This is a genomic window from Pseudoalteromonas sp. C12FD-1, from assembly GCF_037414265.1.
In the GTDB taxonomy this organism is placed as follows: domain Bacteria; phylum Pseudomonadota; class Gammaproteobacteria; order Enterobacterales; family Alteromonadaceae; genus Pseudoalteromonas.
This window is the reverse complement of the sequence record NZ_JBBEVD010000032.1, coordinates 62,402-78,440: the sequence shown is the minus strand read 5'-3', so window position 1 is coordinate 78,440 and position 16,039 is coordinate 62,402. Positions and strand designations below refer to the sequence as shown.

General features: G+C 40.8%; 12 protein-coding genes. 6 read left to right on the top strand and 6 right to left on the bottom strand.

Translation table 11 applies throughout. The features are described from left to right. Window positions 1–40 precede the first annotated feature (40 nt). The 6 genes from pilB to nadC form a co-directional block, all read right to left on the bottom strand. Entirely contained in the window at window positions 41–1,717 is a 1,677-nt protein-coding gene (pilB, locus tag WDB87_RS01175; RefSeq protein ID WP_337848773.1) for a type IV-A pilus assembly ATPase PilB, read from the bottom strand. Window positions 1,718–1,861: 144 nt separating this feature from the next. Then, window positions 1,862–2,482: a dephospho-CoA kinase gene (coaE, locus tag WDB87_RS01170; RefSeq protein WP_337848772.1), complete on the bottom strand. Its 621-nt coding sequence runs from the start codon at window positions 2,480–2,482 to the stop codon at window positions 1,862–1,864. Between the two features lies 1 nt (window position 2,483). After that, the gene (locus WDB87_RS01165) at window positions 2,484–3,386 is read right to left on the bottom strand and encodes a prepilin peptidase (RefSeq protein WP_337848771.1); all 903 of its coding nucleotides are present in this window, start codon (window positions 3,384–3,386) and stop codon (window positions 2,484–2,486) included. Window positions 3,387–3,565: 179 nt separating this feature from the next. Beyond that, window positions 3,566–4,780, bottom strand: a complete 1,215-nt coding sequence (locus WDB87_RS01160) for a type II secretion system F family protein (protein WP_337848770.1) — start codon at window positions 4,778–4,780, stop codon at window positions 3,566–3,568. Window positions 4,781–4,840: 60 nt separating this feature from the next. Further along, entirely contained in the window at window positions 4,841–5,254 is a 414-nt protein-coding gene (locus tag WDB87_RS01155; protein WP_337848769.1) for a pilin, read from the bottom strand. Window positions 5,255–5,724: 470 nt separating this feature from the next. Continuing rightward, the gene (nadC, locus tag WDB87_RS01150) at window positions 5,725–6,570 is read right to left on the bottom strand and encodes a carboxylating nicotinate-nucleotide diphosphorylase (RefSeq protein WP_337848768.1); all 846 of its coding nucleotides are present in this window, start codon (window positions 6,568–6,570) and stop codon (window positions 5,725–5,727) included. 217 nt (window positions 6,571–6,787) lie between these two features. On the opposite strand from nadC, the gene ampD reads away from it, so the two are divergent. The 6 genes from ampD (at window position 6,788) to lpdA (ending at window position 15,937) form a co-directional block, all read left to right on the top strand. Next, a complete protein-coding gene (gene ampD, locus WDB87_RS01145) occupies window positions 6,788–7,342 on the top strand; it encodes a 1,6-anhydro-N-acetylmuramyl-L-alanine amidase AmpD (RefSeq protein ID WP_286245364.1) in 555 nt (184 codons plus the stop codon). Window positions 7,343–7,355: 13 nt separating this feature from the next. Further along, on the top strand, window positions 7,356–8,207 hold the full coding sequence (gene ampE / locus WDB87_RS01140) for a beta-lactamase regulator AmpE (protein ID WP_337848767.1): 852 nt from the start codon (window positions 7,356–7,358) through the stop codon (window positions 8,205–8,207). A gap of 702 nt (window positions 8,208–8,909) precedes the next feature. Continuing rightward, the gene (gene pdhR, locus WDB87_RS01135) at window positions 8,910–9,659 is read left to right on the top strand and encodes a pyruvate dehydrogenase complex transcriptional repressor PdhR (protein ID WP_089348719.1); all 750 of its coding nucleotides are present in this window, start codon (window positions 8,910–8,912) and stop codon (window positions 9,657–9,659) included. A gap of 90 nt (window positions 9,660–9,749) precedes the next feature. Further along, on the top strand, window positions 9,750–12,416 hold the full coding sequence (aceE, locus tag WDB87_RS01130; protein WP_337848766.1) for a pyruvate dehydrogenase (acetyl-transferring), homodimeric type: 2,667 nt from the start codon (window positions 9,750–9,752) through the stop codon (window positions 12,414–12,416). Between the two features lie 10 nt (window positions 12,417–12,426). Beyond that, on the top strand, window positions 12,427–14,334 hold the full coding sequence (gene aceF, locus WDB87_RS01125; RefSeq protein WP_337848765.1) for a pyruvate dehydrogenase complex dihydrolipoyllysine-residue acetyltransferase: 1,908 nt from the start codon (window positions 12,427–12,429) through the stop codon (window positions 14,332–14,334). Window positions 14,335–14,509: 175 nt separating this feature from the next. Next, complete coding sequence (gene lpdA, locus WDB87_RS01120; RefSeq protein ID WP_337848764.1) at window positions 14,510–15,937, top strand: dihydrolipoyl dehydrogenase; 1,428 nt, start codon at window positions 14,510–14,512, stop codon at window positions 15,935–15,937. The last annotated feature ends 102 nt before the right edge of the window (window positions 15,938–16,039 follow it).

Sequence of the window (16,039 nt, the reverse complement as noted above, 5' to 3'; positions counted from 1 at the left end):
ACAATTACGCGTTAAGCACATGTACTTAACGCTACTAACTCTACATATTTGTAACGCGGTTTATTTCAGCCAAAGACGTTAAACCATCTGCGGCTTTGCGTAAACCCGATAATCGTAAGTTATTAAACCCAGCTTGCAGTGATACCTCTGCTATTTCGAGTGAATTACCACCGCGCATAATAATTTGTGCAATTTCAGGGGTAATTTGCATTACTTCGTAAATACCTACACGGCCTTTGTAACCATCGGTGCAATTTTCGCAGCCTTTGGGCGCGTATAGAGTCATGTCTTCAATTTGCGCGGTGCTAAAACCTTGGCGAGCTAATTCTTCTGCAGGCAGTGTTTCTGGGGTTTTACATTTAGGGCATAAACGCCTAGCTAAGCGCTGGGCAATAATCAAACTTATAGAGCTTGCTACGTTATACGCAGGCACGCCCATATTTAATAAACGCGTTATGGTTTCGGGGGCTGAGTTGGTATGTAGTGTTGATAACACTAAGTGACCTGTTTGCGCCGCTTTAATTGAAATTTCTGCGGTTTCTAGATCTCGTATTTCACCAACCATCACTACATCAGGATCTTGACGTAAAAAGGCACGCAGGGCGTTGGCAAAGGTCATCTCGGCTTTGGGGTTAATTTGTACTTGGTTAACCCCTTCAAGGTTTATTTCTACCGGATCCTCGGCGGTACTAATGTTTCGCTCTGGTTGGTTAAGTATATTTAAACCAGTATAAAGCGATACTGTTTTACCCGACCCGGTAGGGCCGGTTACCAGTATCATACCTTGTGGTTGCCCAAGCGCATCCATATAGAGCTTTTTCTGATCCTCTTCGTAACCTAATACGTCAATACCTAGCATAGCGCTTGATGAATCAAGAATACGCATTACTATTTTTTCGCCCCATAACGTAGGCATGGTACTTACACGAAAATCGATGCTTTTACGCTCGGTCATTTTTAGTTTAATACGGCCATCTTGTGGTTTACGTTTTTCTGCAATATCAAGCCGTGACATTACTTTTATACGTGCCGATAGCTTGCTTGCTAAGGTGTTGGGTGGATTTGCAACTTCGTGCAAAATCCCATCAACACGAAAGCGAATACGGTATTTATGCTCGTAAGGTTCAAAGTGTAAATCAGAGGCGCCTTTTTTAATGGCATCCATTAAAATTTTATTGATATAAACAATGATGGGCGCATCGTCTTTATCGTCATCTTTAGGTGTGGTTTCTTTAGGGCCTTCAGTATCTAAGTCGGCAAACTCTTTAAATTCATCGGCGCTTAAATCTAAGCTGCCTGCAGCATCAAGTAGTTGCTCAATTTTATTATCCAGCTGAATGTAGTCAACCACGACTATTTCGCACGATAAGCCGGTGCTAAATTCAAAGTTTTCAAAGGCACCGTAATCGGTTGGATCTGAGGCGGCTATGTATACTTTTCTGCCTTTTTGAACAAGCGGTAAAATGTGGTGTTTACGTATTAGTTTTTCTTTAACTAAGTCTTCGGGGATTTGTGCAGGGTCGAAGTCTTTTAAATCAAAATACGGTACGCGAAATAAGTCTATGCATTGCTCAGCTAGGTCGTTGCTGTCAATTTTTCCACATTTAGATATAAGCTCGGCGGTCGAGGCAAACTCTTGCTGTTTTGCTTTTACGGTATCGGCATCAATGCGGCCAAGCGTTATAAATTTTCTCAATAACGGTGAGTTAATATTCATTGCGCACCTATTTTAGTCCTTCAATAGTTAACAATTTATCAGAAAAAGCAGGTAATTACATTCGTTGTGCTTATCAACACTTTTTTGTTAACCAAATTACGAGTTTATATTGTTATGACCGCATTAAGGGGCATTAGTTGTATTTTATACTGCATATTGTAGGTAATTTTTATGAAGAACAACAAGTTCTGCATGAACGAGTGATAAATCGCGGTCATTATTTAGAATATCATCGGCTTTTTGTTGCTTTTCTTCACGTGACATTTGCGATGCTATGATACTATTTACCTGCTCAAGGCTAATATTGTCGCGTTTTATAGTACGTTCAATCTGCACAGGCTGTGGTACATCAATCAATAAAGTGCGGTTGCAGTATTCATTCAGCTTATTTTCAAACAATAATGGTGCAACCAATACAACATAAGCACTGCTTGCATTATTTAAATCGGTGAGTATTTTCTCCCGAATAAGCGGGTGCAATAGAGCGTTGAGCCACTCTTTTTCATCATTATTGGTAAATATTTTAGTGCGTAGGGTTGCTCTGTTTAATGTGCCATCGGGTAGTAAAATACCCTCGCCAAAGTGTTCAATAATTGCATTTAGCCCTTCGCTGTTAGGAGCCACCACTTGGCGGGCAATAATATCGGCATCAACAACGCATATACCCAGCTTTTCAAACATATTACTAACAGCCGTTTTACCGCAGCCAATACCGCCTGTTAAGCCCAATACCCAGTTATTTATTTTAATTGTGTGTTCACTCATGCTAGTAACCTATTAAATTAAAATAGGTAGTTTGAATTTGAGTGCCCCACAAAAGTGTTATCCAGCCTGCTATGGCTAAGTAGGGGCCAAATGGGATAGGGGTTGCTTTGTCTTTACCTTGAATGCTTAAAAGGGCAATGCCAATAATGGCCCCCACCACGCTTGAAAGCAAAATAATAGTTAATAGCGACTGCCAGCCAAGTAGAGCACCAAACACAGCTAGTAACTTAAAATCGCCATAGCCCATACCTTCCTTGCCGGTTAATAGCTTAAATAGCCAAAACACACTCCACAGGCTTAAATAGCCGCAGGCGGCCCCGATTATCGCATCACTCGGGCTTATTGTTACGCCCATTACAGCGGCTATAAGCGTAAGCCATACTAACGGTAAAGTAAGCTGATCAGGCAGTAACATGTGGTCAATATCAATAAAGGTGAGCGCGACTAAAATCCAAGTAACAAAAATATATAAAAGGGCCTGCTCTGTAGCACCAAAGCGGTAGGCAACAACTAAACTTAATAGTGCGGTAATGGCTTCAACTATTGGGTAACGCGCTGATATTGGGTTACTGCAATTAGCGCATTTACCTTTAAGCACTATCCAACTAATAATTGGAATATTTTGCCAAGGCTTAATCGCCGTTTTGCATTTAGGGCAGGTAGAATTAGGCTTTACTAAATTAAATGGCTCGTTAGAGCTAGCATTTGAAGGTTTAGTTGTAAGTTCATCTTCTAATAATAACCGGCATTCACTTTGCCATTCTCGCTGCATCATCAGTGGCAATCGGTAAATAACTACATTTAAAAAACTACCAACACACAGGCTTACTAAGCCCACGGTCAAAAAATAAAACCACTGCTGACTTTGCATTACAGTGGTTATATCAAAAAAAAGATTTTCCATTAAAATACCTAACTTCAGGCCATTTATAGGCCAACTTTATTCGCTGTGTTCAAAAGCTCTTATAATTCAATTTATCTTGCAAGCTATTAATTAGCGTTTAAAATTTTGCTTACAGCTTACAGCTTACAGCTTACAGCTTACAGCTTACAGCTTACAGCTTACAGCTTACAGCTATGTTTTTAAATTACAGAGCCTAACTGGAAAATTGGCAAGTACATGGCAATAATTAAGCCACCTACAAGCACACCAAGCACTGCCATAATAAGCGGCTCTAATAAGCTAGATAAGCCATCAACGGCATCATCCACCTCTTGTTCGTAAATAGTCGCTACTTTGGCAAGCATACCATCAAGCGAGCCAGACTCTTCACCAATGGCTACCATTTGAATCACCATATCGGGGAATATTTTAGAGTTTCGCATCGCCCAGTTCATCTGGTTACCCGAGCTCACCTCTGCTTTAATATCTAAAATAGCATAGCGATACACTGCATTGCCTGAGGCCCCAGCAGCAGAGTCTAGTGCATCAACAAGTGGTACACCTGCTGCAAACGTGGTTGAAAGTGTGCGAGCGTAACGGGCGACAGCGGCTTTATTTAGAATCATGCCAATTACAGGGAGTTTTAATATAGCCCTGTCGGTTGCATCTCTGATTTTTAAGCTTCTAAGGCTGGCCTCTTTAAATATGTAGCCTGCGGCAACAACAATTATAAGTGCGACCCACCAATATGCTTGCATAAATTCAGATATGGCAATTACAAATAAGGTAAATGCGGGCAACTCTGCACCGAAACCATTAAAAATATCTTGAAACTGCGGTACTACAAATATAAGCAGTATTGAAGTAACGATAAGCGCAACCACTAAAACGGCAATGGGGTAAAACATAGCTTTTTTTATTTTTGACTTAAGCGCTTCTGACTTTTCTTTGTACAAAGCAACACGGTCAAATATTTTATCAAGCGCACCCGATTGCTCACCCGATGCCACTAAATCACAATACAAATCATCAAAATAGCGAGGATGTTTTCTAAGTGCTTGTGAGAGAGGTTGACCTGATTTAACTTCATCGCCAATAGTTTCCATTAACTTAGCTACACTTTTGTTAGTAGAGCCAGAGCCTATCATTTCAATTGCTTGTATTAGTGGCACTCCCGCCATTAACATAGTGGCAATTTGGCGTGTAACTAGGGCAATATCTTTAGGTGTTATTTTTTGAAGGCGATTTCCAAATAATGGCTTAGGTTTACGCTTAACTTTTGAGGGGGTGATGCCTTGTTTACGAAGTTGTGCTTTTACTAAAGCAATACTAGAACTTGTTAATTCACCCTCAAGCTTTTTACCTCGAGCACTAACTCCAACCCATAAAAAAGTATCTTTGTTGTCTTTACTCAATTTAAAAGCTTACCTTTATAATAAGTACTGTGCTGATATTATGTCAGCACAGTAATTCTTTTAGCAAAAAGTTGTGCAGTTGTCTGCCCAAGTAACTCTGCCGTTTGCATAAGTTGCCGATAAGACATACGTGTCAGCTGCAGTAATACCACCAGATGCTACAGGAACAACTGTAATAGTTCCTGCTGTTGCATCCCAAGTCACTGATGTAACATTTCCTTGAGCGGTAGTTACGTTGGCAGGGATACCATTGTTAGTTGGCGTACAAGTTGCTAGCCCGCCTTCTACTTGGGCACAAACCTCAACAGCTGATTTTACAGCATTAGAAGCCATTACAACCTCAGTATATTTTGCTTTGTCTGAGTATTGTTGATACGCAGGCAATGCTACTGCAGCAAGAATACCGATGATTGCTACTACAATCATTAATTCGATTAGGGTGAAACCCTGTTGTTTTTGAGTCATTGTTTTCATGTTTCCTCTCCTAAAGGATAATGTGAGTTAATTAGCTTAGTGGCAAACATGCCAGCCTTAGTTTAACTGATTAACTTTACAGATTTACTTAAAAATAAATTTTCACGTACTTTTAGCCTTAGGTATGAAACACAAAAGCTAAATGTGAGTTCATTATGTTGCAACTTGCATTGGCTACCTATAACACAAAGTAGACTAAATATAGGAAACATACTGGCCATTTGCTTTAATCTTTTAGGTATTTTTTTAAGATTAAAACAAAAAGCAGTCACTTATTACTATATTTTTCAAGAAAGTAATACAACAGGGTTAGTCTAACACTTTTTATATGCTTAAAGCACACAGAATTTTCTAAAAAGGATACTTTATTTAACAAATTGTTACAAAGTAAGTCTTTTGGATTATTAAAAGTCTTTTCATACGTTTTGTCAATTAATTAGCATCAGTAAAACTAAATAGTTGCCATACTTTTATACAAAACGCATCGATAAATCGATTGATTGTAAATTTTTTGTAAGTGCGCCGCTTGATATAAAGTCGACACCCGCTTGTGAGTAAGTTTTAAGCGTTTCTAGTGTCATATTGCCAGAAACCTCTAATTTAGCGCGCTTATTAGTAGTGACCACAGCTTGCTGGATTTGTTCAACGCTAAAATTATCGAGCATGATTATATCGGCACCCGCATTAATGGCTTGCTCAAGTTCATTTAATGACTCAACTTCTACTTCAACAGGCTTTGTAGGGTGGTTTTGCTTGGCTTGTGCGACTGCTTTATCAATTCCGCCACACGCTGCTATGTGGTTTTCTTTAATTAAAAACGCATCAAATAAGCCTATACGATGATTCGCACCGCCGCCGCATTTTACAGCGTATTTTTGCAGAGCTCTGAGTCCTGGTATTGTTTTACGGGTATCGAGCAGTTGTGTACTAGTGCCGCTTAGCTCTTTTACATAATTTGCAGTTGTGGTTGCGGTACCAGAAAGCGTTTGTACAAAGTTAAGCGCGGTACGCTCGCCGGTTAAAATAGCGCGGGCAGAGCCTTTAGCGGTAAATAAGGTGCTATTTGCTGGCACAAAGTCGCCATCATTGACTAATACATTTACTTCAACGCTTGGATCTACTTGTTTAAACACTTCTATTATTATGTCTTTACCGCAAAAAACGCAATCTTCACGGGTAATCACTTTGGCATTTGCGGTCTCATTGTGTGGAATAAGCTGCGCGGTAATATCGCCGTCTTGTGCTGATTGATAATTTAGATCTTCATCTAAAGCGAGAGTGACAAGTTGAGTAATAAGCGTGTGCGAAATTGACATATGAAGGCTCATAAGTGTTAATAAATTAAGCAAATTTTACTATGTTTAAATAGTTAAGAGAAGTGCTTTTAAATGAGAGGGTAATTACACCGTATATATAATCACTGCGGCTAAAAGTAATAGTACTAAGCGCTTTTATGTTAGCTAAGCGCAATGGCTATCATTCTTTAAATAAATCCTTTAGCATCAACTTTATGTATACCGTGGTATTAAAATAATGCAGATAGATTCAAAGGGGGTTGTTGCTAATATAGCACAGCGGCCCTGTACACATTTTGATGAGCGCCCAGAAAATACCGATATTTCGTTGTTGGTCATTCATAATATTTCTTTACCGGCAGGACAATTTGGCACCGAGCACGTTGATGCCCTGTTTATGGGGGAAATTAACTGTAATGCGCACCCTAGTTTTTGCGATTTAAAAGGGCTTAGAGTGTCGGCGCACTGCTTTATAAAACGCACTGGCGAGATTGTTCAATATGTGCCATTTAATAAACGCGCTTGGCATGCTGGGCAATCTGAATTTGCAGGGCAAAGCGCATGTAATAACTTTAGTATAGGTATTGAGCTAGAGGGTACAGATACCACACCTTATACTCAGGTACAGTACACAAGCTTACATAATCTTACAAAAGCAATTATGACCCGTTACCCGCTTATCACCACTAAGCGAGTAGTAGGGCATTGCGATATAGCACCTGGGCGAAAAACCGACCCTGGGAAAAGTTTTAATTGGCCTGCTTATATAAGCAGGCTAGAACAAACAAATTAAGTGAGTCGTTATCATGATTTTAGTTTCTATCATTATTGCACTAATACTTGAGCGTTTAGGTGCGCGCTCACAGTATTGGCAAATAAGTTATTACGCGAATGGTTATTTAAACCGCTCGGGTAAATTACTAAATGAAAACGGGTTATTTAGCTCGGCAATTGGCTTTTTAATTTGGTTAGTTTTACCGGTAGTGGTTGTTGCGCTTATATATGTTCTTTCTGACTTTGTACTGTGGCAATTAGCTATAAATATTGCCGTTTTATTGGTGTGTTTTGGTTGTGCTAAGCACCGTGTTTTATATAAGTCTTATTTAAATGCACTAACGCGTGATGATAAAACCGCGGCCTCATTATACGCACTACAAATGGGGCAAAAACGCCTAGAGGATGAAGAAGGCGGAGAAACATTTGGGCAAACATTAGCATGGATTAACTTTAGATTTTATTGCGCTGTTATTTTTTGGTTTGTTGTGCTTGGCGCTCCAGGAGCTGTGCTGTATGCAATAGTGCGTACGCTTGCCGATTTAGTAAGAGAAAACCATAAAGTGGTGTTTGCAAACCGCTTTAAGCTGCTGCATAAATTATTATTTTGGCTAGATTGGCTACCAGCGCGTGTTGCAAGTTTTGGCTATTTAGTTATTGGTAACTTTAATAAAGGCACAAGCTGTTGGCTGCATTATGTATTGGATTTTAAAACGCCAAATCGTAAAGTGGTTACGTGTACCGCACTTGCGGCTGAGCAAGTCGAGCAGCGTTATTATGGTTGTACCGTTGAAGCTACCTGTATGATTAAGCTAGTTAAACGTAACGTACTCTTTTATTTAGTACTTATTGCATTACTTACTTTATTTGGCGGTTTATCGTAATCGCGATTTCACATCGCGCAATTTACTCCATGCTTAGATTGCGCTCCAGAGCTGAGGTAATTAGTCGCGGGATAAACCCGCTGCTACGGCTTTTGCGTAGTCGCGATTTTACATCGCGCAATTTACTCCATGCTTAGATTACGCTCCAGAGCTGAGGTAATTTGTCGCGGGGTAAACCCGCTGCTACGGTTCTGCGTAATCGCGATTTCACATCGCGCAATATACTCCATGCTTAGATTGCGTTCCAGGGCTGAGGTAATTTGTCGCGGGGTAAACCCGCTGCTACGGCTTCTGCGTAGTCGCGATTTTACATCGCGCAATGTAAGCCGCGCTTACGGTGAGTAACGAGGCAAGATAGTTAGTCGCGGGATAAATCCGCTGCTACGGCCTTTTCTAATTCAAAATTAATTTCTTCAATAAATTCAACTAGAGCGAATATTCTAATTCACTCTGGTCAGACCATTTGTTTTCATCTTGTTAACGTTTGAACAAAACAACCTCAATTGTGTACTGTTTGAACTTCGTTCAAAATGCGTTACGCTACTCTAATTGCTCAAATAACCCGTAAATTGACAGTTATTTGCCTTTTTGATACCTTATTGAAAATTTTTGGTATGACCAATTTACCTTTTGGGTAAATCGTCAAGCTCTAGGCCTTAAAAATTAGGCTTTTTAGTATTTATGCAACGTGGACGTTGATTAATGTCTTTAAAGATTAAAGCAGCAAAATTATCTGATGTTATTTTACAGCAACTTGAGAACATGATTCTTGAGGGCTCATTAGCGCCAGGTGAAAAACTGCCGCCAGAGCGCGAATTAGCAAAACAGTTTGAGGTGTCTCGCCCCTCACTGCGTGAAGCTATCCAAAAGCTAGAAGCAAAAGGATTGGTTACTCGCAGGCAAGGCGGTGGCACGTTTGTAAAAAATCAGCTTGAAGAAGGACTAACTGATCCACTGTTTGATTTGATCAGTAAACACCCTGAATCACAGTTTGATTTACTTGAATTTCGTCATGCACTTGAAGGGATTGCTGCATATTATGCGGCGCTTCGTGGTACCAGCACCGATTTTACCAAGGTTAAACAAAGCTTTGATAAAATTGCTCAAGTTAATAACGATTTACAACTAAAAGCCAAAGCAATTAATGCGTTTCACTTTAGTGTAGCCGAAGCCTCACACAACGTGGTTTTACTTCACTTAGTGCGAGGCATGCAAGCGCTACTGGAGCAAAATGTATTGCAAAACTTAACGGTTTTATTAAAAAAACCAGATATTAGCAATCAATTAGCTCAGCACAGGCGCTTATTAATGGATGCCGTGATAGATGGCAATCCAGAACAAGCCCGTTTAGCAAGTAATGCCCATTTAGCCTTTATTGAAGAAGCATTACTTGAAGCGGGTAAAGAGCATTCGCGAATTGAACGTAGTTTAAGACGCACAAAACAAAATTAAGCTAATACGCTGTACTTAGAACACACTAAATTAGGTATACGTGGTATTAAATTAACAACATTCGTATTTTAAACATAAGGAAACCTCCATATGTCTGAAGTCAATAAAATTGACGTAGACGCGCTAGAAACACAAGAGTGGTTACAAGCTCTTGAATCAGTTGTGCGCGAAGAAGGTGTTGAACGAGCTCAGTATTTACTTGAGCAAGTGTTAGAGCAAGCCCGTTTAGACGGCGTTGATATGCCAACTGGCACAACAACTAACTACGTTAATACTATTCCAGTAGATCAAGAACCGGCTTACCCAGGGGATGTAAACCTTGAGCGTCGTATTCGTTCGATTATTCGTTGGAATGCAATCATGATTGTATTACGTGCATCGAAAAAAGATCTCGACTTAGGCGGCCATATGGCGTCTTACCAATCATCAGCTGCGTTTTATGAAGTGTGTTTTAACCACTTTTTCAAAGCGCCAAATGAGGTAGACGGCGGTGACTTAGTTTACTACCAAGGCCATATTTCTCCGGGTATTTATGCACGTGCATTTGTTGAAGGTCGTCTTACGGCTGAGCAACTAGATAACTTCCGTCAAGAAGTTGATGGTAAAGGCCTACCTTCTTACCCGCATCCTAAATTAATGCCTGAATTTTGGCAGTTCCCAACGGTATCTATGGGCTTAGGTCCAATTGCGTCTATTTACCAAGCACGCTTTTTAAAATACCTAGACGGCCGTGGCTTAAAAGATACTAAAAACCAACGTGTATACGCGTTTTTAGGCGATGGTGAAATGGATGAGCCAGAATCACGCGGCGCAATTTCTTTTGCTGCACGTGAAAAACTAGACAACCTATGTTACTTAATTAACTGTAACTTACAGCGTTTAGATGGCCCAGTTATGGGTAACGGTAAAATTATTCAAGAACTAGAGGGCCTATTTAAAGGCGCTGGTTGGAATGTAATTAAAGTTGTATGGGGCAGCGGATGGGATATTCTGCTAGCTAAAGATACATCAGGTAAATTACTACAATTGATGAACGAAACAATTGATGGTGACTACCAAACATATAAAGCAAAAGATGGCGCGTACGTACGTGAGCATTTCTTTGGCCGTTACCCAGAAACAGCTGCACTTGTTGCAGATATGACTGATGACGAAATTTTTGCGCTTAAGCGTGGTGGTCATGAGCCATCAAAACTTTATGCTGCATTTAAAAAGGCTGAGCAAACAAACGACCGTCCTACTGTAATTCTTGCTAAAACTGTAAAAGGTTACGGCATGGGTGAAGCGGCTGAAGGTAAAAACATTGCGCACCAAGTGAAAAAAATGGACATGAGCCATGTTGAACACTTACGTGACCGTTTAGGCCTACAAGATTTAGTATCAGAAGAGCAAATTAAAGATCTTCCATACTTAACGCTTGAAGAAGGCTCAGAAGAATACAAGTACTTACACGCACGCCGTGATGCACTTAAAGGTTACACACCTACACGTATTCCTAACTTTAGCGAAGAACTAAAACTGCCAGAAGTAGATGCATTTAAGCCGCTACTTGAAGAGCAAAAGCGTGATATTTCTACCACAATGGGCTTTGTTCGTGCACTTAACGTGTTACTTAAAGACAAAGGCATTGGCAAAAATATTGTACCAATTATTGCTGATGAAGCACGTACATTTGGTATGGAAGGTTTATTCCGTCAAATCGGTATTTACAATCCACATGGCCAAAACTACACCCCACAAGACCGTGATATTGTTTCTTACTACAAAGAAGCAACATCAGGCCAAGTACTTCAAGAAGGTATTAATGAGCTAGGTGCAATGTCGTCATGGGTAGCTGCTGCAACATCTTACAGCACGAACGATTTACCTATGATCCCATTCTACATCTACTACTCTATGTTTGGTTTCCAACGTGTTGGTGACATGGCGTGGATGGCGGGTGACCAACAAGCACGTGGTTTCTTATTAGGTGCTACGGCTGGCCGTACAACGCTTAATGGTGAAGGTCTGCAGCACGAAGATGGTCACAGCCACATTCTTGCAAATACGGTTCCTAACTGTATTTCTTACGACCCAACGTATGCATTTGAAGTAGCGGTAATTATTCAAGATGGTATTCGTCGTATGTACGGTGAAAACCAAGAAAACATTTACTACTACCTAACGCTTATGAACGAAAACTACCATCAGCCAGCAATGCCAGAAGGCGCTGAAGAAGGTATTCGTAAAGGTATTTACAAGCTTGAAAGCTACGAAGGTAAAAAAGCCAACGTACAGCTATTAAGCTCAGGTACTATTATGACTGAAGTGCGTAAAGCGGCGGCCATTTTAAGCGAAGATTACGGTATTGCCTCAGATGTTTACTCAGTAACGTCATTCAATGAGCTTACCCGTGATGGTCAAGATGTTGAGCGTTTCAACATGCTTAACCCAGAAAGCGAGCAAAAAACAGCTTACATTACGAGCGTATTAAACGACTCAGTAACTGTTGCCGCAACTGATTACATGAAAAATTACGCAGAGCAAGCGCGTTCATTTATTCCAAGCAGCAACTATAAAGTGCTTGGTACAGATGGTTACGGACGCTCTGATAGCCGTGAAAACTTACGTCGTCACTTTGAGGTTAATGCAAGCTACGTGGTTGTTGCTACGTTATCTGAACTTGCTAAACGTGGTGATGTTGAAAAGTCAGTGGTTGTTGAAGCAATTAAAAAGTTCGACATTGACACAAACAAACTAAATCCACTGTACGCATAAGAGGTTTGCAATGAGTATTGAAATTAAAGTACCAGATATCGGTGGCGATGACGTAGAAGTAACCGAAATCCTAGTAAGCGTTGGCGACAAAGTAGATGTTGATCAATCGCTACTAACCGTTGAAGGCGACAAAGCATCAATGGAAGTACCTGCTGCGCAAGCAGGTACAGTAAAAGAAATTAAAGTAAGCGAAGGCGACACGGTAACAACCGGTTCATTAATCATGATTTTTGAAGGCGAAGAAACTGGTTCACAAAGTGAGCCCGAAGCGCCGGCTAAAACTGAAGCATCTGCACCTGCAGAAGCTTCAGGCTCTGATACTCAAGAAGTAACCGTACCAGATATTGGTGACGACGAAGTTGAAGTAACAGAAATCATGGTTGCCGTTGGCGATAGCGTAGATGAAGAGCAGTCAATTTTAAGTGTTGAAGGCGATAAAGCATCTATGGAAGTACCAGCACCTTTTGCCGGTACAGTAAAAGAAATTAAAGTGGCCGAAGGCGATAAAGTAAAAACAGGCTCTTTAGTGTTTGTTTTTGAAGTTGCCGGTTCAAGTGCACCTGCATCAGATGCGCCAAAGCAAGAGTCTGCACCAGCAGAGCCTGCTCAAAGCGCCGAGCCAAGCACAAAAGAAGTAAACGTGCCTGATATTGGCGATGATGAAGTTGAAGTAACTGAAATCATGGTTGCTGTTGGCGATACGGTTGAAGAAGAGCAATCAATCTTAAACGTTGAAGGCGACAAAGCGGCAATGGAAGTACCAGCACCTTTTGCCGGTACAGTAAAAGAAATTAAAGTGGCCGCTGGCGATAAAGTAAAAACTGGCTCACTTGTGTTTGTTTTTGAAGTAGCAGGTAGTGCGCCAGCAAAAGCAGCAGCCCCGGCTGAGCAAAAGCCAGCAGCACCTGCAAAAGCAGATTCTGCGCCAGCTCAAGCTGCACCTGCGGCTAAAGCAAGCAACGAAAGCTTTGAAAACAACAGCGCATATGCACATGCATCGCCAGTTGTTCGCCGCTTAGCGCGTGAGTTTGGTATTAACCTAGCAAACGTTAAAGGCTCAGGTCGTAAAAACCGCGTAGTAAAAGAAGACGTGCAAAACTATGTTAAAAACTTAGTTAAGCAAGTTGAATCAGGCCAATTACCAGCTGGTAAAGGCAATGCGGGCGGTGGTGAGCTTGGCTTGATTCCGTGGCCTAAAGTAGATTTTGCTAAATTTGGCGAAATTGAAGAGAAAAAACTATCTCGCATTCAAAAGCTATCGGGTAAAAACTTACACCGTAACTGGGTGCAAATCCCACATGTTACACAGTTTGACGAAGCGGATATCACAAGCCTTGAAGTATTCCGTAAAGAACAAAACGTGTTAAGCGAGAAGAAAAAGCTAGGTGTTAAAATCACACCACTTGTGTTTGTGATGAAAGCGGTAGCAAAAGTGCTTGCTGAATTCCCAACATTTAACTCGTCACTGTCTGAGGATGGCGAAAGCTTAATTCTTAAGAAATACATCAATATTGGTGTTGCAGTAGATACGCCAAATGGCTTAGTTGTTCCAGTATTTAAAGATGTGGACAAAAAAGGCATTATTGAATTATCTCGCGAACTTATGGATATTTCTAAAAAGGCGCGTGAAGGTAAGTTAACGTCATCTGACATGCAAGGCGGCTGTTTTACTATTTCAAGCCTAGGCGGCATTGGCGGTACGGCATTCACGCCGATTGTTAATGCACCAGAGGTGGCTATTTTAGGTGTATCTAAATCTGAAATGAAACCTAAGTGGAATGGTAAAGACTTTGAACCTAAACTAATGGTTCCGCTATCTATGTCTTACGATCACCGTGTGATTGACGGTGCACTAGCAGCACGCTTTACTGCAACGCTTGCTAGCTACATGAGCGACATACGTCAATTAGTGATGTAATCGCTGTAACATGAACAAAATCAAATCCCAGCCGGTTGTTTTTAGCTGGGATTTTTACTATATGCAATGATACAATCTTTGCACTATTTGTGAATTGCTCTGATTTTCTGCCCATGCAGAAACATGGCAGTTAAATTTTAGGGCAGTGTCCCGTTCAAACAATTAAGGTAATAGCATGAGCAACGAATTAAAAACTCAAGTTGTTGTACTAGGCGGTGGTCCTGGTGGTTACTCTGCGGCTTTCCGTGCTGCTGACTTGGGCTTAGAAGTTACATTGGTAGAATCGCGTGAAACATTAGGCGGCGTATGTCTTAATGTTGGTTGTATTCCTTCAAAAGCACTTTTACACGTAGCTAAAGTGATTGATGACGCAGCAGAAATGTCATCTCACGGTGTTACTTTTGGCGCTCCGCAAATTGATTTAGACAAAATCCGTTCTTGGAAAGATTCTGTAGTAAGCAAGCTTACTGGCGGTATCGACGGAATGGCTAAAATGCGTAAAGTAAAAGTAGTAAATGGCTACGGTAAATTTACAGGTAGCAACACTTTAGCTGTTGAAGGCGGCGAAGGTTCAACGACTATTACTTTTGAAAACGCAATTATTGCTGCAGGTTCTCAACCAGTTAACTTACCTTTCATCCCAGAAGATGACCGTGTGATTGATTCAACTGGCGCACTAGAGCTGAAAGACGTACCAGAAAAACTACTTGTACTAGGTGGTGGTATTATCGGTCTTGAAATGGGCACAGTTTACCGCTCATTAGGTTCTACAGTAGATGTTGTAGAATTTGCAGACCAACTAGTACCTGCTGCTGATAAAGACGTAATTAAAATTTACTCTCGCTACGTTAAAGACAAATTTAACGTGATGCTTTCAACTAAAGTTGTTGGCGTTGAAGCGAAAGACGATGGCTTATACGTATCATTTGAAGGCAAAAACGCACCAGCTGATGCCGTACGTTATGACAAAGTACTTGTAGCTGTTGGCCGTACGCCAAATGGTAAGCTTTTAGATGCAGATAAAGCAGGCGTAAACGTTGATGAGCGTGGCTTTATTTATGTTGATAAGCAATTACGTACTAACGTAAACCACATCTTTGCAATTGGTGACTTAGTTGGCCAACCTATGCTTGCACATAAAGCGGTTCACGAAGGCCATGTTGCTGCAGAGGTTATCTCTGGTCAGAAGCACTTCTTCGACCCTAAATGTATCCCTTCAATTGCGTACACTGACCCAGAAATCGCATGGGTAGGTGTTACTGAGAAAGAAGCAAAAGAGCAAGGCTTAAGCATTGAAACTGCGGTATTCCCGTGGGCTGCTTCAGGTCGTGCAATTGCATCTGCTCGTACAGAAGGTCAAACTAAACTAATCTTTGATAAAGACAGTGGTCGTATCATTGGTGGTGCTATGGTTGGTATTAACGCAGGCGAAATGCTTGGCGAAATCGGCCTAGGTATTGAAATGGGTGCTGACGGCGAAGATATCGCATTAACAATTCATGCACACCCAACATTGAACGAGTCAATCGGCCTTGCTGCTGAAGTATTTGAAGGTTCAATCACTGATTTACCAAACAAAAAAGCGGTTAAAAAGAAGAAGTAATTTAACTTTTTGATTTAGTTTTTAAAACCCAGCTTTTGCTGGGTTTTTGTTTTTATAGCAGCCATTAAAGGTAGATAAAATAAAACTAGCGTCTGTTAGTTT

Excerpts from the sequence above, each read along its gene's own strand:
- pilB (WP_337848773.1), bottom strand. The coding sequence starts at position 1,717 with ATGAATATTAACTCACCGTTATTGAGAAAATTTATAACGCTTGGCCGC.
- coaE (WP_337848772.1), bottom strand. The coding sequence starts at position 2,482 with ATGAGTGAACACACAATTAAAATAAATAACTGGGTATTGGGCTTAACA.
- WDB87_RS01165 (WP_337848771.1), bottom strand. The coding sequence starts at position 3,386 with ATGGAAAATCTTTTTTTTGATATAACCACTGTAATGCAAAGTCAGCAG.
- WDB87_RS01155 (WP_337848769.1), bottom strand. The coding sequence starts at position 5,254 with ATGAAAACAATGACTCAAAAACAACAGGGTTTCACCCTAATCGAATTA.
- nadC (WP_337848768.1), bottom strand. The coding sequence starts at position 6,570 with ATGTCAATTTCGCACACGCTTATTACTCAACTTGTCACTCTCGCTTTA.
- ampD (WP_286245364.1), top strand. The coding sequence starts at position 6,788 with ATGCAGATAGATTCAAAGGGGGTTGTTGCTAATATAGCACAGCGGCCC.
- ampE (WP_337848767.1), top strand. The coding sequence starts at position 7,356 with ATGATTTTAGTTTCTATCATTATTGCACTAATACTTGAGCGTTTAGGT.
- pdhR (WP_089348719.1), top strand. The coding sequence starts at position 8,910 with ATGTCTTTAAAGATTAAAGCAGCAAAATTATCTGATGTTATTTTACAG.
- aceE (WP_337848766.1), top strand. The coding sequence starts at position 9,750 with ATGTCTGAAGTCAATAAAATTGACGTAGACGCGCTAGAAACACAAGAG.
- aceF (WP_337848765.1), top strand. The coding sequence starts at position 12,427 with ATGAGTATTGAAATTAAAGTACCAGATATCGGTGGCGATGACGTAGAA.
- lpdA (WP_337848764.1), top strand. The coding sequence starts at position 14,510 with ATGAGCAACGAATTAAAAACTCAAGTTGTTGTACTAGGCGGTGGTCCT.